Below are 24,450 nucleotides of genomic sequence, written 5' to 3' on the forward strand. Positions count from 1 at the left end.
GGAGTTTCCACGTCCTACACTTTGACACGCCCGATTGTGGTATCCCCTCCGGGCGTCCCCGTGAGAGGTGCCGGCCCCATGCAGACCCCCGCTCCCCCATCGCCGGGCGATCCCGTCCCGGGGTCCTCGCTCAACGCGGCGCGGCGGGCCAGGGAGCTCGCGGAGGCGCGCGAGACGGTCGTGGACGTCCTGGTCGTCGGCCTGGGCGCCACCGGCGCCGGCGCCGCGCTCGACGCCGCCTCCCGCGGCCTGTCGGTGGTGGCCGTCGACGCCCACGACCTGGCGTTCGGCACCTCGCGGTGGAGCTCCAAGATGATCCACGGCGGGCTCCGCTACCTCGCCAAGGGCCAGGTCGGCGTGGCCAGGGAGAGCGCCGTCGAGCGCGGGATCCTGCTGCGCCACACCGCTCCGCACCTGGTCACCGCCCAGCCGTACGTGCTGCCCCTCACCCCGGAGGTCTCCAGGGGCCAGGCCGGGCTGATGATGGCCGGGTACCGGCTCGGCGACCTGCTCCGCGCCTCGGCGGGCACCCCGCGGGCGACGCTCCCCGGCCCGACCCGGGTGCCGGCCTCGCGGGCCCGCGCCCTGGTGCCTGCCCTGCGCGGGCACGGGCTGCGCGGCGGGCTGGTGTCCTTCGACGGGCGGGTGGTCGACGACGCCCGGCTGGTGGTCGCGATCGCCAGGACCGCCGCCGCGCACGGCGCCCGGGTGCTCACCCGCTGCCGCGCCCTGTCGCTGTCCGGCGACGGGGCCGAGGTGCGTGACGAACTGGGCGGGGACACCTTCACGATCCGCGCGCGCAGGGTGGTCAACGCGACGGGCGTGTGGGCCGGGGAGCTCGTCCCGTCGGTGTCCATGCGGCCCTCCCGGGGCACCCACCTGGTGCTGCGGCCGGGCGCGCTCGGTGATCAGCGCGCGGGCATGCACGTGCCGATCCCGGGCGAGGGGGCCCGGTTCGTCCTGGTCCTGCCCCAGCCCGGCGGCCGCGTCTACGTGGGGCTCACCGACGAGCCGGTGGAGGGGCCGATCCCCGACGTCCCCGAGGCGCCCGAGGGCGACATCGCCTTCCTCCTCGAGGTTCTCAACTCGGTTCTGGAGACTCCGGTGGCCCGCGCGGACGTGGCGGGCGCCTACGCGGGGCTGAGGCCGCTGCTGAACGCCGAAGGGCGCACGGCCGACCTCTCCCGCAGGCACGCCATCCTGACGGCCCCTGACGGCGTCGTGACGATCGTCGGCGGAAAGCTGACCACCTACCGCCGGATGGCCGAGGACGTGGTGGACGCGGCGTTCCCCGGCGCGCCCCGCAGCCGCACGGCCCGGCTGCCCCTGGTGGGGGCGGGCCCCCCGGCGCCCGGCGGCGGGGTCCCCGGCCGGCTCACCGAGCGGTACGGCTCGGAGGCGGCGGCCGTGTACGATCTCGCGCGGCGCGACCCCCGCCTGGCGGAGGTCCTGCCGCTGGGGGTCACCCTGGCCGAGCTGGTGTGGGCCGTGCGTCACGAGGGGGCCCTGGACGCGGGCGACCTGCTGGACAGGCGCACCCGCATCGGGCTGGTGCCCGAGGACCGCGAGGCGGCGCTGCCCGCGGCCGGGCGGGCGCTGCGCGACCACGCCTGACCGCCCGGAGGCGGCATACCCGGGCCCAGCGTAGGGGCCGGGACGGATGACCACCCCTGAAACCTGTACTTGTGCGTCGATCACCCCTACCCGTTAGGTTAGTCTTACCTAAGTCAGTCGGGGAGGACGTGTGACCGAAACTCGGGCCCGGGGGTGCGACCACCCCATCGGATGCCACACAGGCGAGGTGCCGACGCTGGCGAGCGCGACCGTCGCGGCGCGGTTCTGGCTGCTCGTCGAGCACGCCGGCCCGTGGGCGTCCCATCTGCCCGAGTGCGAGCTACCCTCCGAGGTCCACGAGCTGATCGCGCGCGCGGCCGATCTCGGGGTCCGTGCCCAGCTCATCCGGCGTCCGGGGCGCCGCTCCGCCGTCCGCGGGCCGGTCAGGATCCTGGTGGCCGACACCACGGCCGAGGTCCCCTGGGTGGCCGAAGGACGCTTCGAGGACCCCAGAGATCTTGACCTGGGATCTCTCTTGCGCGGAGTGGTTCCAGCGTCCTGCATACTGGTTAAGGAGCCGGTGTTCCTGGTCTGCACGCATGCCAGGCGCAACGCGTGTTGTGCCCGCATTGGCCTTCCCATCGCGCGGGTTTTGGGTGAAACCCTGCCGGGAAGAGTGTGGGAAACCACTCATGTGGGCGGCGATCGCTACGCCGCTAACCTTGTGTGCTTGCCACACGGGCTTTACTACGGCAGCATGTCTCAGGCTGCCGCGATCGCGGCGGCAAACGCGTACCGGCACGGCGAGATCGTTCTCGACCGCTTCCGGGGACGCGCGGGCATCCCTGAGCCATCGCAGGCCGCCGAGCATTTCGTCCGGGCACACACGGGCGATCTCTCGGTAGGCGGAGTGGCCGTGGAATCCACCAGGTCGGACGGTGACGTCACCGAGGCGATTGTGCGCCACGAGGACGTCCGGTTCCGGGTTGTGGTCGAGCGGACGGTTTTCGCGCCATGCGGTATGGCGTGCGCCGACACGATCATGACCTACCGGCTGGCGGCGCTGGAGCACATCCAGTGCGGCACGCCTGTTCTGACCTGAGGCTCCTTCGGAGCCGGGAACACCACGGACGACCAAGGCGTTGGAATCAGGGACGCCATATGCGTCCAATGCGGCACAAACACGAAATACCTCTCACCTAAGGTGGTTTCTCATGTCTCAGGTACGTCGGCAGATCGCCCGCCCGCGCCCCAGCTGGGGTTGGCAGGATGACGCCGCGTGCCGGGGAGAGGACCTTGTGCTGTTCTTCGGTCCCGACGGCGAGCGTCAGCCGGAGCGCGACATCCGCGAGCGCAAGGCCAAGGCCATCTGCGCACAGTGCCCCGTCCGCGCGGAGTGCCTCGACTACGCCCTTTCACGGCCGGAGAAGTATGGCACGTGGGGCGGGCTCAACGAGGACGAGCGCGCGTCGGAGCGCCGCCGGCGCATGCGGCGTGCCGCCAGCGCCGGCATCAGTGCCGCCTGAACCTCCACCGGCATGCATTCCCCGGCATGATCATGCGGCTTCTCCGCTCCTGTACGCCTCCAGGGCCGCAGTTGCCGCATGATCATGCGGGTGTCCCCCTCCCGGGCGGCGCCCACCGATCTCCCCCGTCCCCTACGTAGGCGAAACCGTACGTTCACCGCCTTTGCCGCAGCAGGCGGAGAACGTCGGCGTCCGTCAGCTGGTCGAACCGCACGTACCGCTGACCGACCGCGTGGAACCCCGGCGGGGCGGCGATGACGACCACCTCGTCCGCCTCGTCCCTCAGTTCCGCGACCGTCCTCGGCGACCCCACCGGCACGGCCAGCACCAGCCGCCGTGACCCGGCCGCCCGCACGGCGCGCAGCGCGGCGCGGGCCGTCGCCCCGGTCGCCAGCCCGTCGTCCACCACGACGACGTCCCGCCGGGCCAGGCGCGGAAGCCGTCGCTCCCCCCGGTAGGCGGCCACCCTCCTGTCCAGCTCGCGCCGTTCGAGCTCGACCACCGGCGTCACGTCCGCGGGTGTGATCCCCAGCCGGGACAGGAACTCCAGGTCGAGCACGGGTTCGCCGCCCTCGGCGAGCGCGCCGACCGCCAGCTCGGGCTGCCGTGGATGGCCGATCTTGCGGGTGACCAGGACGTCCAGCGGGGCGCCGAGCCGTTGCGCGATCGGCGCCGCCACGGCCACGCCGCCGCGCGGCAGGGCCAGGATCACCGGGTCGGCGAGGCCGAGCCGTGCCAGCTTCTCGGCGAGCAGGGTGCCCGCCTCCGCCCTGTCGGCGAAGGGGAGGGACACCCGCCGACTCGCGCCCATGCCCCCTTTCGTACCCTTTCGCGACCACCACAAGCCGCGTCGGCGGCGCGGTTCCCCCTCGGCCCGCGTACGGCACGGCCCCCGCCAGTGCCGTGCGCGGGTGACCGGCCGCCTCCGGGGACGGCGGCCGGTCGCGAGGGACGCCTCAGGGGCGGCCCTTCCCGCGCATGGACTTGTGGATGATCTTCCATTTGCGGGTCTGCTCGGACCGGAGCCGGGCGTCGGTGCGCCGCGCCATCCAGGCCGCCTCGCGCTGGAGCTTGTACCAGCTCTCCAGCCGGCGTTCCGGCAGTTCGCCGGATTCGACGGCGGAAAGTACGGCGCAGCCGGGCTCGCTCTCGTGGACGCAGTCGTCGAACCGGCACCCCTCGGCCAGCTCCTCGATGTCGGCGAACACCATGTCGACGCCCTGGCTCATCTCGTACAGGCCGACGCGGCGGATGCCCGGCGTGTCGATGACCAGGCCGCCGGCGGCCAGCGGGATCAGCTCGCGGTGGACGGTCGTGTGCCTGCCCCGGCCGTCACCGGCCCTGACCTGCTGGGTCTCCATCACCTCCTCGCCGGCCAGCGCGTTGACCAGCGTGGACTTGCCCGCGCCCGACGCGCCGAGGATCACGGCGGTGCGCGACCCTTCGAGATGGCCACGCACCACCTCGACCCCCTCCCCCGAGATCGAGCTGACGGCGTGCAGGTCCACCCCCGGCGCGGCGGCGGCCACGTCGGCGAGCAGGCCGTCGAGGTGCTCCCCGACGAGGTCGGACTTGGTGATCAGCACGACCGGGCGGCCCCCGCTCTCCCAGGCCAGGGCGAGCAGCCGCTCGATGCGCCCGAGGTCGGCGAAGTCGGTCGCGTGCAGGGCGGGCTCGGCGACGAAGACGACGTCGACGTTGGCGGCCAGCACCTGGCCCTGGGAGTCGCCGGACAGGCCGCCCCGCGAGACCCTGCGCACCCCGCCCCGGACGAACGCGGTCCTTCTCGGCAGGATCGCGTCGAGCTCGTAACGGCCCTCGGGCAGCAGGGTGAGCGCGGCCCAGTCGCCCACGCAGGGCAGCGCCACCGGGTCGTCCACGGTCGCCCGGCGCAGCCGGGCCGCGTACTGGGCGTTGTGGTGGCCGTCGGCGGCGATGACGTCGGCGACGCCGCGGTCGACGCGGGCCACGCGGGCGGGGACGGTGCCGCCCGGAAGATCGGCGGCGAGGGACTCGTTCCAGCCGAGAGAAAGAAGATCATGACCGGGAGTGGTCACTTGAGGCACCCTTCGGGAACCGGGTGCCCGCAGCTTCAGCGCGTAGGGGACACCCGGGAGGAATCGGACATAGAGGTACTCAGAAAGGTCCTCATATTCCTCACCTCCGAAGCGTCGGGACCGCCTTGTTCAGAAGCGGCGAAGCCGGGCCCACTTTATCGCGGGCCCGGCCCCTCCGGGCAACACATTTTACCGTCGGCCGAGGCCGGGCGGTCTGCCGTCAGCTCAGGCCGGGCGCGGGGAACTTGCCGGTCAGCTCGCTGACCTCGCCGTGCACGCGGGAGATGACCTCGTCGGCGTCGCCCTTGGCGAGGGCGGTGACGACCTCGTCCATCCACGCGCCGATCTGCCGCATCTCGTTCTCGCCCATGCCCCGGCTGGTCACCGACGGGGTGCCGATGCGCAGCCCCGACGGGTCGAACGGCTTGCGCGGGTCGAACGGGACGGTGTTGTAGTTGGTCTCCAGCCCGGCCAGGTCCAGGGCCTGCGCGGCCGGCTTGCCCGCCACGCCCTTGGACGTCAGGTCGATCAGGATGAGGTGGTTGTCGGTGCCGCCGGAGACCAGGTCGAAGCCCCGGCCCGCCAGCTCCTCGGCCAGCGCCTTGGAGTTGGCGACCACCTGGCGGGCGTAGGCCCTGAAGTCGCCGGTCGCCGCCTCGCGGAGCGCCACCGCGATCGCGGCCGTGGTGTGGTTGTGCGGGCCGCCCTGCAGACCGGGGAACACGGCCTTGTTCAGCGCCTTGGCGTGCTCGTCCGAGGTGGCCATGAGCATGGCCCCGCGCGGGCCGCGCAGCGTCTTGTGCGTGGTGGTGGAGATGACGTCGGCGTGCCCCACCGGCGAGGGGTGGGCGCCGCCCGCGATCAGGCCGGCGATGTGGGCGATGTCGGCGGCCAGCACCGCGCCGACCTCGCGGGCGATCTCGGCGAAGGCCGGGAAGTCGATCGTGCGCGGGATGGCGGTGCCGCCGCAGAAGATCAGCTTGGGGCGGTGCTCCAGCGCGAGGGCGCGCACCTCGTCCATGTCGATGCGGCCGGTGTCGCGGCGCACCCCGTACCGGACCGGGGTGAACCACTTGCCGGTCGCCGAGACCGACCAGCCGTGGGTGAGGTGGCCGCCGAACGGCAGTCCCATGCCGAGGACGGTGTCGCCCGGGTTCAGGAACGCCATGTAGATCGCCAGGTTGGCCGGCGAGCCGGAGTACGGCTGGACGTTGGCGTGGTTCACGCCGAACAGCGACTTGGCGCGCTCGATGGCGAGGGTCTCGACCTGGTCGATCACCTGCTGGCCCTCGTAGTAGCGCTTGCCCGCGTAGCCCTCGGAGTACTTGTTGGTGAGGACGGTCCCTGTCGCCTCGAGCACGGCCCTGGAGACGTAGTTCTCCGAGGGGATCAGCTTGACGGTGTCGGCCTGGCGCCGCTCCTCCGCCTTCACCAGCTCGGCGATCTCCGGGTCGACGTCGGAAAGAGAACTCATGGCCCTGCCCTTCGTTGGACTCCGGCGAAGACCCAGGCGCTCGGCCCTCGCCCTACTCGCTCCCTGGTGGTGACCCACCCCAGACGCGCCAGTCACGTCGGGTTAGACGATAGCGGACTCACCGTTTCTGCTGGTTCCCCTAGTGGGCCACAGGCGGTCGAACTCGGCGTTCAGCGTCGCGCCGATGAGGACCGCCAGGGCGGTGATGTAGAGCCACAGCAGGACCGCGATCGGGGCGGCCAGCGAGCCGTAGATGGACAGCGGGGTGAACCACGCGGCGAGCACCTCGCGCAGGACGGCCGCGCAGACGATCCAGATGAGCAGCGCGAGCAGCGCCCCCGGCACCTCACGCCACCAGCGGGTCCGTTCGGGCACGCTGACGTGGTATAGCAGCGTGAGCACCAGCACCGACCCTATGACGACCACCGGCCAGTAGAACACCGCCACCACGGCGCTGTACTGCGGGAACGCGCCCGACAGCAACGTCGGGCCGATCACCAGCACCGGGATCACGATCAGGCCGATCACCAGGGCCGCCAGGTAGAGCCCGAACGACAGGATGCGCGTGCGGATGATCCCCCGCGTCTCGCCGAGGCCGTAGGAGATCGAGATGAGGTCGACGTAGACGAACAGGGCCCGCGAGCCCGACCACAGCGCGAGCAGGAAGCCCACCGAGATCAGCGAGACCTGGCCGCCCCTGAGCACGTCGTCGAGCAGGGGCTTGACCACCCGGTCGACCGTGCCGCCGGTGAACAGCAGGTGGGCCTGGTCCAGCACCCAGCCCCGGGTCTCGGCGATGGTGTCGGGGCCGAGGACGCCGCTGAGGTGGCCGAGCAGGCCGATCAGGCCGAGGACGAACGGCGGCAGCGACAGCAGCGCGAAGAACGCGGCCTCGCCCGCCAGGCCGGTGACCCGGTAGTTGAACCCGGCGACCGTCGTCGCCTTGGTCAGCGCCCAGACGCGGGAACGGCGCGCGACGCGGAAGGCGCGGGTGCCGCGGACCGCCGACAGGCCGGCGGTGGCGTTCTCCCTGGCCTTGGCCCTGACCAGTCTCCAGCGAGGCCGCCGCCCCGAGGGACCGGACGACCTGGTCGGAGCGTTGGTGGACGTCATGGAATCCAAAGGTGTTCGCAACATGGCTCTACCACGACCCCACCCTGCAGCGTTGTCCGTGCGTGGCGACTACCCCGTAAGGCGCGATCCTATCCGGGCAGGGATCGGCGACCCCTCATTCTAGCCATTCCGGACAGGTAACGACCCGCCCAAGCGAGGCCCGCGACCAGGTCACTGAGGCTCGCCCAGGGCCCTGGTCCTGCCGGGCGTGCGGCCCTCCCCCGGCGGCCCGGCGAACGCCTGCGCGACCGACATCCACGCCTCGGCCGTGGCGCCCCGCACCTCAAGGGCCGCGTCGGCGCGGTGGCAACGCTGGGTGACCAGCAGGCAGAAGTCGAGCGCCGGGCCCCTCACCAGGTCGGCGGCGTCCTCGGGGCCCTGGCTCCACGGCGTGCCGCCGGGCAGCGTCAGCTCGACGCGCACCGGGCCCGGGGGCGGGTCCATCCCCCGCATGACGAACCCGTACGGCATGGCGCGGACGCCGAGCAGCGCCACGTGCCTGAGCCGGGCGGTGGGCACGCGGGTGATCTCCAGCGCGTCCGCCACGTCCTGCCCGTGCGCCCAGGTCTCCATCAGGCGCGCGGTGACGAAGGAGGCGGCCGACATGTCCGGCCCGTACCACGGCAGCCGCGCCTTCGGGTCGAGCTTCTCGAAGGTGTCCAGGCCGCGGGCGCGGGCCGTGCCGAACCACTCCAGCACCTGGCCGGGCGCCAGGGTGCGCGACGCGACGGCGATCTCGTCCACGGCGGAGTCGCCCCGGGCCATCAGGGCGGGCAACGACGCGCGGAAGCCGTCGGGGTCGGTCGCGGCCGTGGTCGCCGCGTCGTCGAACCAGGCGAGATGGCTGATCTGGTCGCGTACGGCCCAGCCACGCGCGGGCGTCGGGCGCTCCCACCCCGAGGGGTCCAGCGACCGGATCATGGCCGTCAGCTCGGCGCTCTCCGCCCGGAGATCGGCGAGCAGCTCGGACATGGAGACGGCCATGCGCACCTCCGGGTCACATGGGGGGTTCGCGCCAGCGTAACCGAATCATGTTCTTGAAGGAACAGGAGGAAAATCGCAGGTGTGATCTGCGCCGAATGCAAGGACGACCGGCACGACGAGTGCCCGGGCGGGTCCTGGTGCGACTGCCAGCACCGGCCTTCCGACGAGCCCCACGAGCCCGCGCCGGCCTGGCCGAACAGCGGCTGAACATGCCCCGATGTCCAAAGTGTGGACCTGATGTTGGACATCCGGCGGGCGGCGGGTATCGTTTGGGCCATGCCAGCGGACCCGCTTCTCGTCGTGCGACGCCACGTCGACTTCCTGCGTGTCCGCAGTGCCATCTGTAGTGACGCCCGTTGATCGTCGCCCACTGTTGACTTCTGCCAGCACGGGCGCGTGACAGGCGTCACTTTCTTGTACCCCCGCACTCAATGTCGAGGCGGGAGGCTGCCTGCTCACGTGTGCGTGTGAACCCGATGACCTTCTCGGCAAAGGACGCACCATGACCAGCCCGCCCCGGCCTGCGAACCGCCACCACAAGCGCCCGCGAGGCGAAGGCCAGTGGGCTCTCGGTTACCGTGAGCCGCTGAACAAGAACGAGGAGAACAAGAAGAACGACGACGGGCTCAACGTCCGCCAGCGGATCATCGACGTCTACTCCAAGAGGGGCTTCGACTCGATCGACCCCGCCGACCTGCGCGGCAGGTTCCGGTGGTTCGGGCTCTACACCCAGCGCAAGCCGGGCATCGACGGCGGCAAGACCGCGATCCTGGAGCCCGAAGAGCTCGACGACCGCTACTTCATGTTGCGCGTCCGCATCGACGGCGGCCGGCTGAACCTGGCCCAGCTCCGCACGATCGCCGACATCGCCAACAGGTACGCCCGGGGCACGGCGGACGTCACCGACCGGCAGAACATCCAGCTCCACTGGATCGAGGTCGAGTCGGTCCCCGCCATCTGGGAGGCGCTGGAGGCCGTCGGTCTTTCGACCATGGAGGCGTGCGGCGACACCCCGAGGGTCATGCTCGGCTGCCCGCTGGCCGGCATCGACGCCGACGAGGTGATCGACGCCACCCCTCAGATCGAGGACACGGTCGCGCGGTACATCGGCGACCCCGCGTACTCCAACCTGCCCCGCAAGTTCAAGTCGGCGATGAGCGGCTGCCCGGCCCACTGCACCGTCCACGAGATCAACGACATCGCGTTCGTCGGCGTGGTGAACGAGCAGGGCGAGAAGGGCTTCGACCTGTGGGTCGGCGGCGGGCTGTCGACCAACCCCATGCTGGGCAAGCGGCTCGGCACGTTCGTCCGCCCCGAGCAGGTGCACGAGGTGTGGGCCGGGGTGATCGGCATCTTCCGCGACTACGGCTACCGGCGCCTGCGCCACCGCGCGCGCATCAAGTTCCTGGTCAACGACTGGGGGCCGGAGAAGTTCCGCGAGATCCTGGAGAAGGAGTACCTCCGGTTCCCGCTGCCCGACGGCCCCGCGCCCGAGCCGCCGCGCGGCGGGCGGCGCGACCACGTCGGGGTGCACAAGCAGAAGAACGGTGACTTCTACGTCGGCTTCGCCCCCAAGGTGGGGCGGCTCGACGGCGACCGGCTCAACCTGATCGCCGACATCGCCGAGCGGTACGGCTCCGACAGCGTCCGCACGACCGTCGAGCAGAAGATGGTCATCCTGGACATCGCCCCCGACAAGGTGGACGGCGTCGTCGCCGACCTGGAGGCCGCCGACCTGCAGGTCAACCCGAGCACGTTCCGCCGCCAGACGATGGCCTGCACGGGCATCGAATACTGCAAGCTGGCGATCGTCGAGACCAAGGGGCTCGCCTCCGACCTCATCGACGAGCTGGAGCGCCGCCTGCCCGGCTTCACCGACCCCCTGACCATCAACGTCAACGGCTGCCCGAACTCCTGCGCCCGCATCCAGGTCGCCGACATCGGCCTGAAGGGCCAGCTCATCACCAACGAGGGCGGCGAGCAGGTGGAGGGCTTCCAGATCCACCTGGGCGGGTCGCTGGGCGTCAACCCCGGCTTCGGCCGCAAGGTCCGCGGGCTCAAGGCGACCGCCGGCGAGCTTCCCGACTACATCGAGCGGGTCCTGAAGAACTTCCAGAGCCAGAAGGACGACGGGGAGACCTTCTCCGCGTGGGTCCAGCGCGCCGAGGAGGCGGACCTCAAGTGAGCTCCCTGAGCGGCCCGTGGGACGGGGGGACGTCGTGACCGAGCGCGCGGTCCCCTTCCACTGCCCGTACTGCGGCGAGGAGGACCTGGAGCCCTACGAGGGCGACGGCGGCTGGTACTGCCGGTCGTGCGCCCGGGCCTTCAAGCTGAAATTCCTCGGCATCGGCGTGCGTTCATGATCGGCGGCGAGCCGCGGGCTCACCTTGGCCCGGCGGCGCCCTCATCCCCTGACGAACGAGAGAAGTGAGCAAGCCATGACACTGGTGGAGATCGAAACGGGCTTGGAACGCCAGCGCGGTGTGCTCGACCTGCGAAGCATCGTCGACTCGGCGGCCGAGTTCCTGGAGGAGGCCTCCGCGCGGGAGATCATCCGCTGGGCGGCGGCGACGTTCGGCGACCGGCTCTGCCTCACCTCCTCGATGAGCGACGCCCTGCTGGTCGACCTGGTCAGCCGGGTGAAGCCCGGGGTCGACGTGCTGTTCATCGACACCGGCTACCACTTCGCCGAGACGATCGGCACCCGCGACGCCGTGCAGCAGGTGTACGACGTGAACGTCATCAACGTCACGCCGTCGCGCACCGTCCCCGAGCAGGACCGCGAGCTCGGCCCGCGCCTCAACGGCCGCAACCCCGACCTGTGCTGCTACCTGCGCAAGGTCGAGCCGCTCAACCGCGCGCTGGAGCCGTACCTCGCGTGGATCTCCGGCATCCGGCGCGACGAGTCGCCGAGCCGGCTGGGCACCAAGGTCGTCGAATGGGACGCCAAGCGCCAGATGGTCAAGGTGAACCCCATCGCGCGCTGGACCCAGGACGACGTCGACAACTACATGGCCGACAACGGCGTCCTCATCAACCCGCTGCACTACGACGGGTACCCCTCGATCGGCTGCGCGCCCTGCACCCGCCAGGTCGCCCCCGGCGAGGACCCCCGCAGCGGCCGCTGGGCCGGCCTGGGCAAAACCGAATGCGGCATCCACCTCTGACCCCCATCCCACCGCCCTCCCTCCGGGACCACCCGTCGCCCCCGGAGGCGGCCAGGCCGGGGACGGCGCCCTCTTCTCTTGAGGTTCAGGGCCCATGGTCCCTGAGGTCGCCGGTCCGGACACGGATGATCTCTCCGGTCCAGCGGAGGCCCATTCCACTGGTCGCGGTGGCGCACGGATCTCGTGACCCCAGGGCGTCCGCGACGGTCGAGGCCCTGCTCGACCAGGTGCGGCTCGCGCGCCCCGGGCTGCCCGTCCGCGTGGCCTACCTCGACCACTCCCGGCCGTCGCTCGCCGAAGCGCTGGCCGGCCTGGACGAGGCCGTGGTCCTGCCTCTGCTGCTCACCGAGGCCTACCACAGCCGCGTCGACATCCCCTCGGCGCTCGGCGAGGTACGCGCCGCCCGTCCCTGGCTCCGCGTCCACCAGGGATCGACCCTCGGCCCGCACCCCCTGCTGATCAGTGCCATGGAGCGGCGCCTGGCCGAGGCCGGCGTGGAGATCGGCGACCCCGGCACCGCGGTCGTCCTGGTCTCGGCGGGCTCCAGCGACCAGCGCGCCAACGCGGTGATCGCCCGGCTCGCCCGCACCTGGGCCCGCACCCGCCCCTGGCACTCCGTCACCCCCGCCTACGCCTCCGCCGCATCCCCCACCCCCGCCGCCGCCGTCCACACCCTCCTCAACCCCGACCCGGGCCCCAACCTGGGACCCGACCTGGGACCCGACCTGGGACCCGACCTGGGATTTGGCGGCCCGCACACAGCCCCCCTTCCCGAGGCCCATCCCCACCTCACCACCCATCACCTTCCCGACGGCCGCCCCTCCCGCGTCGTGGTCGCGCCCTACCTCCTCGCCCCCGGCCACTTCGCCGACAAGGTCCGCCACACCACCCTCACCGCCGGCGCCCAGACCACGGCCGCCCCCCTCGGCCCCGCCCCCGAACTCGCCGCCCTCCTCCTCGCCCGCTACACGGAGTCCGTCCAGGCATTCCAGACCACCACCACGGCATCCGCGAGCACCTGACGACGTCATCCTTGTCTCGCGACGGGCTGACCGAGTGGCATTCTGGAGGCCCATCAGCGGACCGGTGCCCGCTTCCGCCCGGCGGACCCGGCTCTGGGTGCGCGATCCCTCCTGGCGCATCGCGCAGGTGGGCCGGTGAGGGCGCTCGGCCTGCTGGGGCAGGTCGACGTGCCGGCGCGACTCGCGGCCGTCCCGAGGGCACGGCGGTGCGTGCGTGAGTTACTGGGCGGTACCGGCCACCCGCAGACGGACGACGCCCTGCTGCTCGTCACCGAACTCGTCACCAACGCCGTGCGGTACTCCGACTCGGAGCGATGCCCGGCCGGGCGGGTCAGCATCGCCGTCGCCGACCACGACGGAATGCTCCACATCGACGTGATCGACGCGGGTTCGTCGGACAATCGACCCACGCTCTGCCTGGAGACCCGTTCCGAGAGCGGGGGCGGGCGCGGCCTCTGACTGCTCCAGGAAGTGGCGACGACCTGGGGCTGGTACGAGACCGCGACCGGACGCGTGGTCTCGTACCAACTCGCCGGCAAGTGACACACCCGCCCGCATCCCAGGGCCGGGTCGTACCAGGATTTCCGCGAGCCGGACCGAGGCCGGCGGAAATCACGATGCCGTGCGGCGCGACCGCGTACATTGGAGGAGTCGCGAAAGCGATCACAGGCTTACCCGGGGCTTCTGGCCCCCGAGGGCGTGGTCCACAGATCGCGCCCTCTTTCTTTCCCCGACTCCCCGACTTCCCGAGACCCGAGGCTGGGACGCCCTGCAGTCGCTGCTCACCGAGGCCCCCGAGCCCGACGAGCGAGAGAACGTCGTGGCGGGGTGCGCGGCTACTGGAGGTTTCCTTCTGCTCCACCACGATCTGGAGCCCACGACTTCTCGTTCCTTAGCGATGCTAAGGTGAGGCCTTAGCACCGCTAAGGGCGGTGTGATGGTGAAGAGCGGCCGACGATGGACACAGGAGCGGGAGACGGCGTGGGTGGGGAGAAGGTCGGGCTTGGGGGGGCTAAGGAGACGATGCTGGCGACCTTGTACGGGAGGGCGCTGGACAGTCGTTCGGTGGAGCCGATCTTGGGGGATCGGGAGGCCGAGGCGTTGGTGGGGCGGATCGATTACGACTTTCGTAAGACGGGGGTCGATGCGACGTCGGCGGCCGGTATTGCGCTGAGGGGCAGGACGCTGGACGACTGGACCGCTGGGTTCCTGGCCGAGTGCCCGGAGGCCACGGTGTTGCATCTGGCCTGCGGGCTGGACACACGGGTGTTCCGGTTGCGCCCCTTCGCGCCGGCGCGCTGGTTCGACGTCGACCATCCTGAGGTGGTCGCGTTGCGCGAGCGGTTGCTTCCCCGGCCCGAGGGTGCGTACACGATGATCGGCGCCTCGGTCACCGACGACGGCTGGCTGGAGGAGGTGCCCGCCGATCGTCCGGTGGTGGCCGTCTTCGAGGGCCTGACGATGTACCTGCGCGAGGAGGAGGGCAGACGGCTCATCCAGCGGATCACCGCGCGGTTCCCCAGCGGGGTGCTCCTGTTCGACTGCTACGGCCCGATGGGGATCCGGTTGCAACGGCTGGTGCCCGCGGTGCGCAACTCCGGCGCGACGCTGCACTGGGGCGTCGGCGACCCCTACGAGATCGAGGGGTGGCACGAGGGGCTGACGTGCGTGGACGCCCTGCGCAGTGTGGACATGCCGGGGGTGGAGAGGATGCCCCGCTCCGGGCGCGTGAGCATGTGGGTGCTGGCGCACCTTCCCGGCTTCAGGAACGTCGGCCGCATCCTGCGCTACCGGTTCTGAGAGATACGAGGGGCGGGGCGGAGGGAGTTCGCGGATAAGCGCTAGTTGATCCACGATTCGCATGGGAGCATGGGAGCGGATCTAACGAGAGGCGACCGCATGATGGACGGGGCCGCGGGATTAGGCCTCACCTTCCTGCTCGCGCTGGTCTCGGCGACCGTCTTCCTGGTCCTGCGCTGCCAGCGTCTCGGCCGGCCGTTCGGCCCGAGCAGCCGGTGGCTCGCCCTGCTGGTGATCGTCCTGACGGCGGTGGCCACGACGGCGGTCGCCCTGCTGGTGACCGGGGTGAGCGACAAGCTGCACGCCCTGGTGGGGGTCGTGGCCCCGAGCGGGCTCTGGCTGGGGTACATGCGCCAGCGCCAGGACGGGCGCCGCTCGCTCGCGCAGGAGATACTCACGTTCTGGCTGGCGTCACTGCTGGAGCGGCTGCACCAGACGATGGCGGAGGACCGCGAGATCTGGTGCGAGGGGCGGATCGACGACTCCTGGACCGTGCACGAGCTGAGCATGGCCGCCGAGCACTACCACGAGCGCATCCGCCAGCGGATGTCGGTGGAGGAACGGCGCAAGGAACGCGTCCAGGCCCGGCTGCAGGCGATAGAACGGCGGCTGGACGTGGCCACGCTCATCGAGGACAGCGTGGGCAGGTCGAAGGTGATCGCCGCCCTCGGCGGCTCCGCGGTGACCAACAAGGTCCGCTACCAGCGCTATCTCAACGACTTCGGGCGGCTGCACGGGGTGCTCGTCCACGACGCGGAGCGGGAGCTGTCGCGCCTGCTCGACTCGGCGTACCGGTGCGGGCTGCGTTCGCTCCCGCGCTACGACCCGGCCGTGCTCGACCTGACCAGGGCCCGGTCGCATCCCTGAGCCGAGCTCCCGGAGTGCTGGTGGCAGACCCGCGTGCCCACGAGGCCGGCGGGCACCAGGGCCTGAACCGGGCCGCACCGCGGACGGGCCGGGCGACGTCACGCGTCGACAGTGCCCGGCACCCAGGAGCCCGGTGGGGTCAGCGGTCCTCGAGGAGTTCGCGGGTGACGCCCAGGGAGTTCAGGCTGAACTCGAAGCGGGTGCCGAGCGCGTCCAGGACGGCGCCGACGGTGCGCAACGTGAGGTTCTCGTCGCCGGACAGGATCTGGCTCACCCGGCCCGCGGACACGCCCATGAGGGCGGCGAGGTCGGCTCGGGAGATCTTGTGCTCACGCATGTACCACGTGATCTCGTCGGTGATCTCCTGGGCGAGGCCGCCGGGCTCGGCCGACTGCCGCTGCTCAAAGGCGGGGCGATCCGCCTGCCGTCGTAGGGCCATAGCCAGCTCGCTCTCGTCCTGTCACTTCCACTGACTCAACATTAGGTCTACCTAAACCTTTAGTCAAGCCTAAAGCCCAATGGCCCGCCGCGCGCACCCATCGCGATCCTCGACCCCAGCGAGGCCATGACGCGACCCCGGCCAACGACCCCTGAGAACGAGGGCTTGAAAAGTGATATCACTTTGCTATGGTTGTGCCATACGCGAAGGGTCGAAGGGAACGGGGTTGTGGTGGAGAACATCGACAAGGTCGCCGTGCGGATGCCGGCGCCGCAGGTGAGCGAGCGACGGCCGATCAGCCTGTCGGGCTGGCCCGTGCTGGGCATCACTCTGATCATGGCCGTCATCGGCGTGCTGCTGGTGAACCAGGGGAACCAGAACGAGGCCGTCCTGCTGGCCACGCTGGGGATCATCCTGCTCGTGGTCGCGTGCCTGCTGCTCACCGGCCTGATGGCGATCGCGCCCGGCGAGGCCAGGGTCGTCCAGCTCCTCGGCCGCTATCTCGGCACGGTGCGCACGGACGGGCTGCGGTGGGTGGTCCCGTTCACCATGCGGCGCAAGATCTCGACCAGGATCCGCAACCACGAGACCGACGTCGCCAAGGTCAACGACGCCGACGGCAACCCGATCGAGATGGCGGCGGTCGTGGTGTGGCAGGTCGAGGACACGGCCAAGGCGGTCTTCGAGGTCGACGACTTCGTGGAGTTCGTCGCCATCCAGACCGAGACGGCGGTCCGGCACATCGCCGGCAACTATCCGTACGACTCCCACGACAACGGGCAGCTCTCGCTGCGCGACAACGCCGACGAGATCACCGGCAAGCTGTCGGCCGAGATCTCCGCGCGCGTCGCGTCCGCCGGGGTGAAGGTCATCGAGTCACGGATCACGCGCCTGTCGTACGCACCGGAGATCGCCCAGGCCATGCTGCGGCGCCAGCAGGCCGGCGCGGTGGTCGCGGCACGCAAGCAGATCGTGGAGGGTGCGGTCGGCATGGTCGAGGCGGCCCTGCTGCGGCTCGACGCCGCCGACGTCGTCGAGCTGGACGACGAGCGCAAGGCCGCCATGGTGAGCAACCTGCTGGTCGTGCTCTGCGGTGACAGGGACGTGCAGCCGGTCGTCAACACCGGCTCCCTGTACCAGTGACGGAACGCAAGAAGATCCTGCTCCGGCTCGACCCGGCCGTCCACGACGCGATCACCCGGTGGGCGGGCGACGAGCTGCGCAGCACGAACGCGCAGATCGAGTTCCTGCTCCGCCGGGCCCTGGCGGGCGCGGGACGGCTCCCCGGCGAGGCCGGGCGGATACCCAAGCGCGGCCGGCCGCCCAAGGCCGATGACGGCGCCGCCGGTGGTGGCACCGAAAGCGACGACGGAGAGGAATGACCGGTGGAGATGCCAGAGTCGCTGTACGAGCGGATCTATCTTCTCGCCTACGACACCGAGCGGGGACAGATGGCCGAACGCTGGCATCTCGACCTGCTCATCCGGGCCGCCGTCCTGGCGGAGCTGATGATCCAGGGCCATCTCGCCGACGCGACCGGCGGCCCGGTCGTGCGGACGCCGGCGCTGTCGGACCCCCTGCTCGACGGCGTCCTGCAGCAGATCGCCCACTCGCGGCGCCGCAGCTGGCAGCACTGGGTGAGCAAGGGCTCGCGCGCCACCGTGCGCGGGGTGCGCGAGCGGCTGGAGTCCGGCGGCTGGATCCGCGTGGAGCACGGCCGGTTCCTCGGCGTCCTGCCCACGACCAAGGTGAGCGTACGGGACACGCGCGTGGTGAAGGGCCTGGTCTCGACGGCCTCGACCGCGCTGCGCGGCGGGCAGCCCGCCGCACGGCTGGACCCGAGGGACGCGGCGCTCGCCGCCCTGGCGGCGACGGTGCGGCTCAGGACCGTACGGCCCCGCGCTCAGTGGCGGGCCGTGCGCGGGCGGAGCGACGAGCTGTCGGAGGTGGTCGCCCCGGTGCCGCGGGCCCTGCGCAAGGCCATCCAGGCCGCCGCGGCGGCGGCCGCTGGCTGACCCCCACGGACCGGCCGGACCTCACCGACCGGCCGGTCCCACGGGCTGGACGGGTCTCCCCACGGACCGCCGGGTCCTACGGGCGGGGCGGGTACGGCGGGTACGGGGGCTCGGGGGGTGGCGGGGGCATGGGAGGGCCGCCGCGGCGGCCTTCCCGGCGGTACTGGCGGGCCTGCTGGCGCTGCTCGCGCAGGCCGAGGTGCAGGTCGCGCATCGCGTCGTGGTGGCCGCGCTGCAGCTCGCGGTGATGTTCCCGCAGCGAGCGCAGGCCCTCGCGGGTCTCCGAGCGCAGGTCGGCCCGCCGTTCCAGCAACCACTCGCTCCAGGCGAACAACGACCGCTTGATCGGCTCGGCGTGGGAGTCACCGATGATCTTGACATCGCCCATCACCGCGTACGCGCGGACCCGGACCACCGGGACGTTCTGCCCGGGCGGCGCCTCCATGACGTTCACCTTCTTGTCGCCCATGATCGCGACCCCGCTGAGGTCGACGTCCACGCCGTCCGGCACGATGATCTTCACGTCGCCCATCACGGCCGTGGCGACGATGTCGATCTCGTTGGAGCGCACTTCGGCCTCGCGCAGGTCGATGGTGACGTCGCCCATCACCGCGACGGCGCCGATCTCCTGGTCGACCTTCCACTTGCCGCGCCGCTTGGTGTCGCCCATGACCGCGACGTACCAGCGCCGGCTCCTGCCGGTGGGCCGGGCGGCGGGGAAGGCCGGGGACGCGGCTCCGCGGGGGACGCTCGCGCCGCCGGGCAGGTCGGCGGTGACCTGGGCCAGCTCGGCGTGGGTGACGGCGAGGTAGGCGGCCTCGGTGCGCTCGGTCAGCTCCGACAGCGTCAGACGGCCGTCGACGGACGCCTCCCTGAGCTGTTCCACCACGGCTTCACGCTCGGCGTCCGAGGCGCGCATCCCACCCGGATCGTTCATGACACGAATCTAGCGCGCCTTTCCCGCCGGTCCGATCCTCCGTAAGGAGGAAACCGGGAGGACCGGTCGGAGGGAATGGTGTCAGGGCCCGGACAGGGCGGGCGCGGTCGCGAGGACCAGCCGGGCCAGTTCGGCGTCCCCCTCCAACTGCGCGGGGAACGTCGCGGGGGCGCCCCGGCCGCCGAGCATGAAGCAGAAGGCGACCACGTCGCAGGTGATGGCGGCGTGCGCGGGCGAGCCGTCGTCGGGGGTGGCGGGGCGGGCCACGTCGAGCGGAACGTGCCATGCCCCTCCCCCGGGGCCGGTGAGCGTGAGCCGCACGGCGCGGTCCCCGCCGTCCACCCCGGACAGCAGCATCGTCCACGGCAGCAGCCGCGCGCAGAAGTCGGCGGTCGGCCGGATGTGCTCGGTGATCGGGCGCGGCAGGGCACGGCCGAGGACCTTGGCGGCGTCGTCGGTGTGGATCCAGGTCTCCAGCATGCGGGCGAGCAGGTGGTCGGCCACCGGGAAGCTCATGCCGCCGGGATCGATGGGCGTCGACGGCTCCATCGGGGCGGCGTGCGCGTAGATCGCCTCGGCCTGGTCCAGCCAGTCGGCGCGGGTGCGCTCGGGCGTGAGGCCGTCGGCGTAGGCGATCATGTCGGCGGTGCGGGTCAGGACCTCGTTGGCGGCCAGCGGCGGCCCCGCGACCGGGGCGCCGATCGCCGCGGCGACCAGGCTGTCGGTGGCGGCGAGGTGGGCGACGAGCTGCTGCAGCGTCCAGCCCTCGACGATCTTCTGGGTCCAGTCGGCGGGCGAGGCGGAGGCCAGCAGGGCGTCCATGGCGGCGACCCGGCCCGCGAAGGAGGAGACGAACCCCGTGGTGACGGCGGGACGACGGGCCGAGCGGGCGGCGGTCAGGAGCCGCGCCCGGGCGCCCGAGGGCGCGCCGGTGATCGACTCCGTCTCGGACGTCACGTCGAGACGCAGGCGGGTGACCGGGTCGGAGGTCCCCGGGACCTCCTCTCCCGGCCGCGAAAGGTGTTCCATCGTCACACCTCCTTCTCGGCGAGCTCGTCGGCGAGCCTGCGGAGGCCCAGGCGGATCCGGGACTTGACCGTGCCCTCGGGCAGCCCGAGTTCCTCGGCCGCCTGACGATACGTACGGCCACGGTAGTACGCGAGTTCGATGGCCTCGCGCAGCCCCCCGGGGAGCTTGCTGACCGCGACGCGCACCCGGGCGGCCTCGTCGGCGGCGAGCACCCAGTCCTCCAGGGGGCTCGGCTCCGGCTCGGCCATGCGGGGGCCGAGCGCCGACACGCGGTGGCGCTCCTCGGTGCGGACGTGGTCGACGGCGCGCCGGTGGGCGATGGTCGCGAGCCACGACCGCAGCGAGCCCCGGTCGGGGTCGAAGGCCAGCGGGCGCTCCCAGAAGGTGACGAAGACCTCCTGGACGATGTCCTCGGCGACCACCCGGTCCCGGGTCACCCGCATGGCGAGCCCGAGGACCAGTGGGTACAGCCGGTCGTGCACCTCGCCCAGGGCGCTCGCGTCCCCGCCGACGACGCGTTGGTGAAGCAACCGGTCGTCGGTTGATCCAGGCGCCTCCACCGGCCCCACCCCTCCTCGGTTCGCGACCCGAGCATCCCACTGTTCCTGGGAAATGTTGAGATGGATGAAGAAGCGCGCATCATGAAGCGCGCAGCGAAAACGGACAACCACGCGTCGACCCGCCCGGAGGCTCCCTTGACGCACGACGTCTTCAACCAGGTCCCCCCGCTCACCGGTCACGATGTGTCCGCGGACCCTGCCCTCGTTGGGGGAGTGAAACGTGAGGACGCCGACTGGGCGCTCGGCGAGCTGCGCACCCTCGGGACGCTGGCGGGGTCGGCCAGGGCCCAGGAGTGGGGCCGCCTGGCCAACGAGTGCCCTCCGGTGCTGCGCACCCACGACCGGTACGGGAACCGGATCGACGAGGTGGAGTTCCACCCGGTGTGGCACGAGTTGATGGCGGTGGCCGTCGGGCACGGCCTGCACGCCACCCCGTGGGCCTCGCCCCGGCCGGGCGCGCACGTCGCCCGCGCGGCGAAGTTCTACGTCTGGTCCCAGGTGGAGGCCGGGCACGGCTGCCCGATCTCGATGACGTACGCCAGCGTGGCCGCGCTGCGGCACACCCGCGCCCTGGCCTCGGAGTGGGAGCCCCTGCTGGTGTCGCGGAACTACGACTTCGGCCTGCGGCCGGCCGCCGCCAAGCGGGGGGCGCTGGCGGGGATGGCGATGACCGAGAAGCAGGGCGGCTCGGACGTGCGCGCGAACGCCACCAAGGCGGAACCGCTCGGCGACGGCACGTACGCGATCACCGGCCACAAGTGGTTCAACTCCGCGCCCATGTGCGACGTCTTCCTCGTGCTCGCGCAGGCCCCGGGCGGCCTGTCGTGCTTCCTGCTCCCCCGCGTGCTGCCGGACGGCTCGCGCAACGCCATGCGGATCATGCGGCTGAAGGAGAAGCTCGGCAACAGGTCCAACGCCTCGGCCGAGGTGGAGTACGAGGGCGCGGTCGCGTTCCTGGTCGGCGAGGAGGGCCGGGGGGTGCGCACGATCATCGAGATGGTGAACATGACCCGGCTCGACTGCGTCATCGGCTCGGCGGCCGGCATGCGGTACGGGGTGACGCAGGCCGTCCACCACACCTCGCACCGCAAGGCGTTCGGCAGGGAGATCGCCGAGCAGCCGCTGATGCGCAACGTGCTCGCCGACCTGGTGCTGGAGTCCGAGGCGGCCACCGCGGTCATGGTGCGCCTGGCGGGCGCGACCGACAAGGCGATCCGCGGCGACACCGGCGAGGGCGCGCTGCGCCGCACGGCGCTGGCGGCGGCCAAGTACTGGGTGTGCAAGCGGGCCCCCGCGCACGCGGCCGAGGCGCTGGAGTGCCTGGGCGGCAACGGGTACGTCGAGGAGTCGCAGATGCCGAGGCTGTTCCGCGAGTCCCCGCTGAACGGGATCTGGGAGGGGTCGGGGAACGTCGCGGCGCTGGACGTGCTGCGATCCACGGCCAAGGAACCCGAGACCCTCGACGCCTTCTTCACCGAGGTGGGCCTCGCCGCGGGCGGGGACCACCGCCTGGACGCCGCCATCCGCGAGGCCAAGGACTCCCTGACCGACACCGCCACCATCGAGTACCGTGCCCGCAGGGTCGTCGAGGGCCTGGCCCTCGTCCTGCAGGCGTCCCTGCTGGTCAGGCACAGCCACCCCGCCGTCGCCGACGCCTTCTGCGCTTCCCGCCTGGACCCCGGCCGGGGCCTGGCCTTCGGCACCCTCCCCTCCGGCCTGGACCTCGACTCGATCATCGACAGAGCCACCATGAAGATCGCCTAGCCGAGGCCGGGGTGGTCCGGACGAACCCACCCGGACCACCCGCCGCGCACGAGCCACGGCGGGCAGCCCGCGCGTACCGACGCAGGGGACGACGTGAATACTTTGCTCTTGCGCTAAGTGTTTGCGTTCGGGCATACTTAGCCGCATGGCACAGTATTCGGTGGAGCTCGACGGTGTGTTCGTCGCGCTCGCCGACCCGACGCGGCGGGGCGTCATCCGGCGTCTTGGCCGTGGCCCGGCGAGTGTGGGTGATCTCGCCGCCGAGTTCCCGATGACCCTTCCCTCCTTCATGAAGCACGTGCGGACGCTGGAGGCGAACGGGCTGATCCGCACGGTGAAGCTCGGCCGGGTGCGCACCTGCGTGCTCAACCGCGACCGGCTCGCTCTGGTCGACGGCTGGCTCGCCGAGCAGCGCCGGCTGTGGGAAGAGCGCACCGACCGGCTCGAACTCCTTGTCACCGATCAGAAAGAGAATCAATGATGAACCCCGATCTTGACCTGACCCTGCAGCGGGTCATCCGCGCCCCCCGCGCCGCGGTGTGGAGCGCGTGGACCGATCCGTCCAGTTTCGAGAAGTGGTGGATCCCCGCGCCGAGCGTTTGCCGCGTCGACCGCCTCGACGTCCGGCCCGGTGGCGGACTCGTGACGCGGCTGAGCGACGACGGGGTGGACTTCTTCCCGCACATAGACGCGAGCTTCCTCGTCGTCGACGAACTCGAGCGGATCGTGTTCACCAACGCGATCGACAGCGCCTGGCGCCCCGCGAGTCCCGCTCCGGTGCCCATGACGGCCGAGATCACGCTGAGCGATCACCCGGACGGCACCGACTACCGGGTCATCGTCCGGCACGGCGATCCGGCCGCCCGCGCCCGCCACGAGGAACTCGGCTTCCTCGACGGCTGGGGCCTGGTCACCAAGCAGCTCGCCGTGCTCGCGGAGAGCAGGCCCACGCGGTGAAGATCACCCCGCCTCGTCGCCGGACTCAGGTGGCAGGGGGCACCGAGCGGTAGGCGGAGGTGGCGATGCGGGTGAAGGAGCGGACGAGCGGGTCGGCGTTGTCGGTGTTCCAGGCGACGACCAGGCGGCTGCGCGGCATGTCGGTCAGCGGGACGGACGTGAGGCCCTCGGGCAGGGCGTGGGCGAGGGGCGTCAGGCCGATCGTGCCGTTCCAGAGGACGGCCTGCAGGCACTCGTGGGCGGTGCGGACGATGGGCCCGTCGCGAAGCTCTCCGGCCGGCGTGGTGCCGGTCCAGTAGGCGTGCCAGATGGGATCGGTGCCCTCGGGCAGCCGGAACCACTGGCGGCCGGCGAGGTCGCGCAGGCGCAGGGTGCCTCGGCGGGCGAGCGGGTCGTCGGTGCGCAGGACCACCCCGACGGGGTCGGAGCGCAGTACGTGGGTGCTGATCCCGGTGTCGTCGAACGGCGCACGGGTGATGGCGACGTCGACGAGCCCGGCGCGCAGGCCCGTGGTCGGGTCGGTGAAGTCGGCCTCGCGGATCCGGACGCGGACTCCGGGGTGACGCTTGCGGAACGCGGCGGCGAGGCGCGTGCCGGCCTGTTCGGCGCTGTCGGCGAGCGTGCCGATGGTCATGGTGACGGTGCCGGCCGCGGCGACGACCCTGGCGCGGGCCCGCTCGGCCCGTTCCAGCAGCGTGCGCGCCTCCTCGTACAGCGCGACGCCGGCGGCGGTGAGCGTGGCGCCGGTGGACGAGCGGTGCAGAAGGACGGCGCCGAGATCGGTCTCCAGTTGCCTGATCGCCCGGCTCAGCGGCGGCTGGGTCATGTGCAGGCGGAGGGCGGCGCGTCCGAAGTGGCGTTCCTCGGCGACGGCCACGAAGTAGCGAAGCACGCGTAGGTCCATTACCGGGAACGATACCCGCGCGGTATCGCGTGCGTAATCGGGTCGGGTATCGGATGCTTCGAGCACCCCGCCCGGCGCCCGGTGCGTAGTACGTCACCCAGCCGCTACGGGCGGGAAACCCAGGGGTAACAGCCTGGCTATGTCATGAGAGGGACTCACCGTCTGTGCGGTGGGGCGCACCTAGGGTTCCGCCCTCCCGGCCGGTGAGGGGCTGGTCCGAGAGGTGCAGACGGCCGAGGCCGTTCCACGGCGGGACAAAAACCCGGGAGACAGTCATGTCG

At 71.6% G+C, this 24,450-nt stretch carries 27 protein-coding genes and 2 riboswitches; of the genes, 17 read left to right on the forward strand and 10 right to left on the reverse strand.

Annotated features, from left to right (window positions below):
- The first annotated feature begins 78 nt into the window (after window positions 1–78).
- The 3 genes from NYZ98_RS18950 to NYZ98_RS18960 all read left to right on the forward strand — a co-directional run bounded on the left by NYZ98_RS18950 (window position 79) and on the right by NYZ98_RS18960 (window position 3,080).
- Window positions 79–1,614 (forward strand): glycerol-3-phosphate dehydrogenase/oxidase, encoded by a 1,536-nt coding sequence (locus tag NYZ98_RS18950; protein ID WP_262844142.1) that lies wholly within the window; start codon window positions 79–81, stop codon window positions 1,612–1,614.
- 187 nt (window positions 1,615–1,801) lie between these two features.
- Entirely contained in the window at window positions 1,802–2,656 is an 855-nt protein-coding gene (locus NYZ98_RS18955) for a sucrase ferredoxin (RefSeq protein ID WP_262844143.1), read from the forward strand.
- Window positions 2,657–2,768: 112 nt separating this feature from the next.
- Window positions 2,769–3,080, forward strand: a complete 312-nt coding sequence (locus NYZ98_RS18960; protein WP_093171423.1) for a WhiB family transcriptional regulator — start codon at window positions 2,769–2,771, stop codon at window positions 3,078–3,080.
- 154 nt (window positions 3,081–3,234) lie between these two features.
- On the opposite strand, the gene NYZ98_RS18965 is transcribed toward NYZ98_RS18960, so the two are convergent.
- The 5 genes from NYZ98_RS18965 to NYZ98_RS18985 form a co-directional block, all read right to left on the reverse strand.
- Window positions 3,235–3,891, reverse strand: coding sequence for a phosphoribosyltransferase (locus NYZ98_RS18965; RefSeq protein ID WP_262844144.1), 657 nt, complete (start codon window positions 3,889–3,891; stop codon window positions 3,235–3,237).
- A gap of 145 nt (window positions 3,892–4,036) precedes the next feature.
- Entirely contained in the window at window positions 4,037–5,137 is a 1,101-nt protein-coding gene (gene rsgA / locus NYZ98_RS18970) for a ribosome small subunit-dependent GTPase A (protein ID WP_262844145.1), read from the reverse strand.
- Window positions 5,138–5,357: 220 nt separating this feature from the next.
- Window positions 5,358–6,611: a serine hydroxymethyltransferase gene (gene glyA / locus NYZ98_RS18975; RefSeq protein ID WP_262844146.1), complete on the reverse strand. Its 1,254-nt coding sequence runs from the start codon at window positions 6,609–6,611 to the stop codon at window positions 5,358–5,360.
- A 23-nt stretch (window positions 6,612–6,634) separates the two neighbouring features.
- Window positions 6,635–6,715, reverse strand: a riboswitch (ZMP/ZTP riboswitch).
- On the reverse strand, window positions 6,714–7,724 hold the full coding sequence (locus NYZ98_RS18980) for a YihY/virulence factor BrkB family protein (protein WP_262844147.1): 1,011 nt from the start codon (window positions 7,722–7,724) through the stop codon (window positions 6,714–6,716). (Overlaps the previous riboswitch by 2 nt.)
- Window positions 7,725–7,895: 171 nt before the next feature.
- Window positions 7,896–8,708 carry a TIGR03084 family metal-binding protein gene (locus NYZ98_RS18985; RefSeq protein WP_262844148.1) on the reverse strand — a complete coding sequence of 271 codons (813 nt, stop codon included), beginning with the start codon at window positions 8,706–8,708 and terminating at the stop codon, window positions 7,896–7,898.
- Window positions 8,709–8,789: 81 nt separating this feature from the next.
- Between NYZ98_RS18985 and NYZ98_RS18990 the strand changes: the two genes are divergently transcribed.
- From NYZ98_RS18990 to NYZ98_RS19025, 8 genes are all read left to right on the forward strand, one after another.
- Window positions 8,790–8,915 (forward strand): hypothetical protein, encoded by a 126-nt coding sequence (locus NYZ98_RS18990; RefSeq protein ID WP_262844149.1) that lies wholly within the window; start codon window positions 8,790–8,792, stop codon window positions 8,913–8,915.
- Window positions 8,916–9,210: 295 nt separating this feature from the next.
- Entirely contained in the window at window positions 9,211–10,893 is a 1,683-nt protein-coding gene (locus NYZ98_RS18995) for a nitrite/sulfite reductase (RefSeq protein WP_262844150.1), read from the forward strand.
- Window positions 10,894–10,927: 34 nt separating this feature from the next.
- Window positions 10,928–11,071: a DpnI domain-containing protein gene (locus NYZ98_RS19000; RefSeq protein ID WP_262844151.1), complete on the forward strand. Its 144-nt coding sequence runs from the start codon at window positions 10,928–10,930 to the stop codon at window positions 11,069–11,071.
- A gap of 75 nt (window positions 11,072–11,146) precedes the next feature.
- Window positions 11,147–11,875 carry a phosphoadenylyl-sulfate reductase gene (locus tag NYZ98_RS19005; protein WP_262844152.1) on the forward strand — a complete coding sequence of 243 codons (729 nt, stop codon included), beginning with the start codon at window positions 11,147–11,149 and terminating at the stop codon, window positions 11,873–11,875.
- Window positions 11,876–12,000: 125 nt separating this feature from the next.
- On the forward strand, window positions 12,001–12,897 hold the full coding sequence (locus NYZ98_RS19010; protein WP_262844153.1) for a sirohydrochlorin chelatase: 897 nt from the start codon (window positions 12,001–12,003) through the stop codon (window positions 12,895–12,897).
- A gap of 135 nt (window positions 12,898–13,032) precedes the next feature.
- Window positions 13,033–13,356 carry an ATP-binding protein gene (locus tag NYZ98_RS19015; RefSeq protein ID WP_262844154.1) on the forward strand — a complete coding sequence of 108 codons (324 nt, stop codon included), beginning with the start codon at window positions 13,033–13,035 and terminating at the stop codon, window positions 13,354–13,356.
- A 564-nt stretch (window positions 13,357–13,920) separates the two neighbouring features.
- Complete coding sequence (locus tag NYZ98_RS19020; protein ID WP_262844155.1) at window positions 13,921–14,697, forward strand: class I SAM-dependent methyltransferase; 777 nt, start codon at window positions 13,921–13,923, stop codon at window positions 14,695–14,697.
- A 99-nt stretch (window positions 14,698–14,796) separates the two neighbouring features.
- Window positions 14,797–15,564 carry a hypothetical protein gene (locus tag NYZ98_RS19025; RefSeq protein ID WP_262844156.1) on the forward strand — a complete coding sequence of 256 codons (768 nt, stop codon included), beginning with the start codon at window positions 14,797–14,799 and terminating at the stop codon, window positions 15,562–15,564.
- Between the two features lie 139 nt (window positions 15,565–15,703).
- Here the strand turns inward: NYZ98_RS19025 and NYZ98_RS19030 are convergent, their stop codons facing one another.
- On the reverse strand, window positions 15,704–16,003 hold the full coding sequence (locus NYZ98_RS19030; protein WP_262844157.1) for a helix-turn-helix domain-containing protein: 300 nt from the start codon (window positions 16,001–16,003) through the stop codon (window positions 15,704–15,706).
- A gap of 261 nt (window positions 16,004–16,264) precedes the next feature.
- Here NYZ98_RS19030 and NYZ98_RS19035 point away from each other — a divergent pair, with 261 nt between their 5' ends.
- Genes NYZ98_RS19035 through NYZ98_RS19045 form a run of 3 tightly spaced genes read left to right on the forward strand, consistent with a single transcriptional unit; the run spans window position 16,265 to window position 18,018 of the window.
- Window positions 16,265–17,146 (forward strand): SPFH domain-containing protein, encoded by an 882-nt coding sequence (locus NYZ98_RS19035; protein WP_262844176.1) that lies wholly within the window; start codon window positions 16,265–16,267, stop codon window positions 17,144–17,146.
- Window positions 17,143–17,385, forward strand: coding sequence for a hypothetical protein (locus tag NYZ98_RS19040; RefSeq protein ID WP_262844158.1), 243 nt, complete (start codon window positions 17,143–17,145; stop codon window positions 17,383–17,385). Before NYZ98_RS19035 ends, NYZ98_RS19040 begins: the two co-directional genes overlap by 4 nt.
- Window positions 17,386–17,394: 9 nt before the next feature.
- On the forward strand, window positions 17,395–18,018 hold the full coding sequence (locus NYZ98_RS19045; protein WP_262844177.1) for a GOLPH3/VPS74 family protein: 624 nt from the start codon (window positions 17,395–17,397) through the stop codon (window positions 18,016–18,018).
- A gap of 76 nt (window positions 18,019–18,094) precedes the next feature.
- On the opposite strand, the gene NYZ98_RS19050 is transcribed toward NYZ98_RS19045, so the two are convergent.
- The 3 genes from NYZ98_RS19050 to NYZ98_RS19060 form a co-directional block, all read right to left on the reverse strand.
- Window positions 18,095–18,955: a DUF1707 SHOCT-like domain-containing protein gene (locus NYZ98_RS19050; protein WP_262844159.1), complete on the reverse strand. Its 861-nt coding sequence runs from the start codon at window positions 18,953–18,955 to the stop codon at window positions 18,095–18,097.
- 81 nt (window positions 18,956–19,036) lie between these two features.
- Entirely contained in the window at window positions 19,037–19,984 is a 948-nt protein-coding gene (locus NYZ98_RS19055; protein WP_262844160.1) for a maleylpyruvate isomerase N-terminal domain-containing protein, read from the reverse strand.
- 2 nt (window positions 19,985–19,986) lie between these two features.
- A complete protein-coding gene (locus tag NYZ98_RS19060; RefSeq protein WP_262844161.1) occupies window positions 19,987–20,514 on the reverse strand; it encodes a sigma-70 family RNA polymerase sigma factor in 528 nt (175 codons plus the stop codon).
- A 111-nt stretch (window positions 20,515–20,625) separates the two neighbouring features.
- Between NYZ98_RS19060 and NYZ98_RS19065 the strand changes: the two genes are divergently transcribed.
- The 3 genes from NYZ98_RS19065 to NYZ98_RS19075 all read left to right on the forward strand — a co-directional run bounded on the left by NYZ98_RS19065 (window position 20,626) and on the right by NYZ98_RS19075 (window position 23,265).
- On the forward strand, window positions 20,626–22,308 hold the full coding sequence (locus tag NYZ98_RS19065; protein ID WP_262844162.1) for an acyl-CoA dehydrogenase family protein: 1,683 nt from the start codon (window positions 20,626–20,628) through the stop codon (window positions 22,306–22,308).
- 145 nt (window positions 22,309–22,453) lie between these two features.
- Complete coding sequence (locus NYZ98_RS19070) at window positions 22,454–22,789, forward strand: ArsR/SmtB family transcription factor (protein WP_262844163.1); 336 nt, start codon at window positions 22,454–22,456, stop codon at window positions 22,787–22,789.
- On the forward strand, window positions 22,789–23,265 hold the full coding sequence (locus tag NYZ98_RS19075; RefSeq protein WP_262844164.1) for an SRPBCC domain-containing protein: 477 nt from the start codon (window positions 22,789–22,791) through the stop codon (window positions 23,263–23,265). Before NYZ98_RS19070 ends, NYZ98_RS19075 begins: the two co-directional genes overlap by 1 nt.
- A gap of 25 nt (window positions 23,266–23,290) precedes the next feature.
- On the opposite strand, the gene NYZ98_RS19080 is transcribed toward NYZ98_RS19075, so the two are convergent.
- Window positions 23,291–24,169, reverse strand: a complete 879-nt coding sequence (locus tag NYZ98_RS19080) for a LysR family transcriptional regulator (RefSeq protein WP_262844165.1) — start codon at window positions 24,167–24,169, stop codon at window positions 23,291–23,293.
- Between the two features lie 169 nt (window positions 24,170–24,338).
- Window positions 24,339–24,440: riboswitch (guanidine-I (ykkC/yxkD leader) on the forward strand.
- The last annotated feature ends 10 nt before the right edge of the window (window positions 24,441–24,450 follow it).

Source organism: Sphaerisporangium corydalis, from assembly GCF_025506355.1.
GTDB classification, from domain to species: Bacteria; Actinomycetota; Actinomycetes; order Streptosporangiales; family Streptosporangiaceae; genus Sphaerisporangium; species Sphaerisporangium corydalis.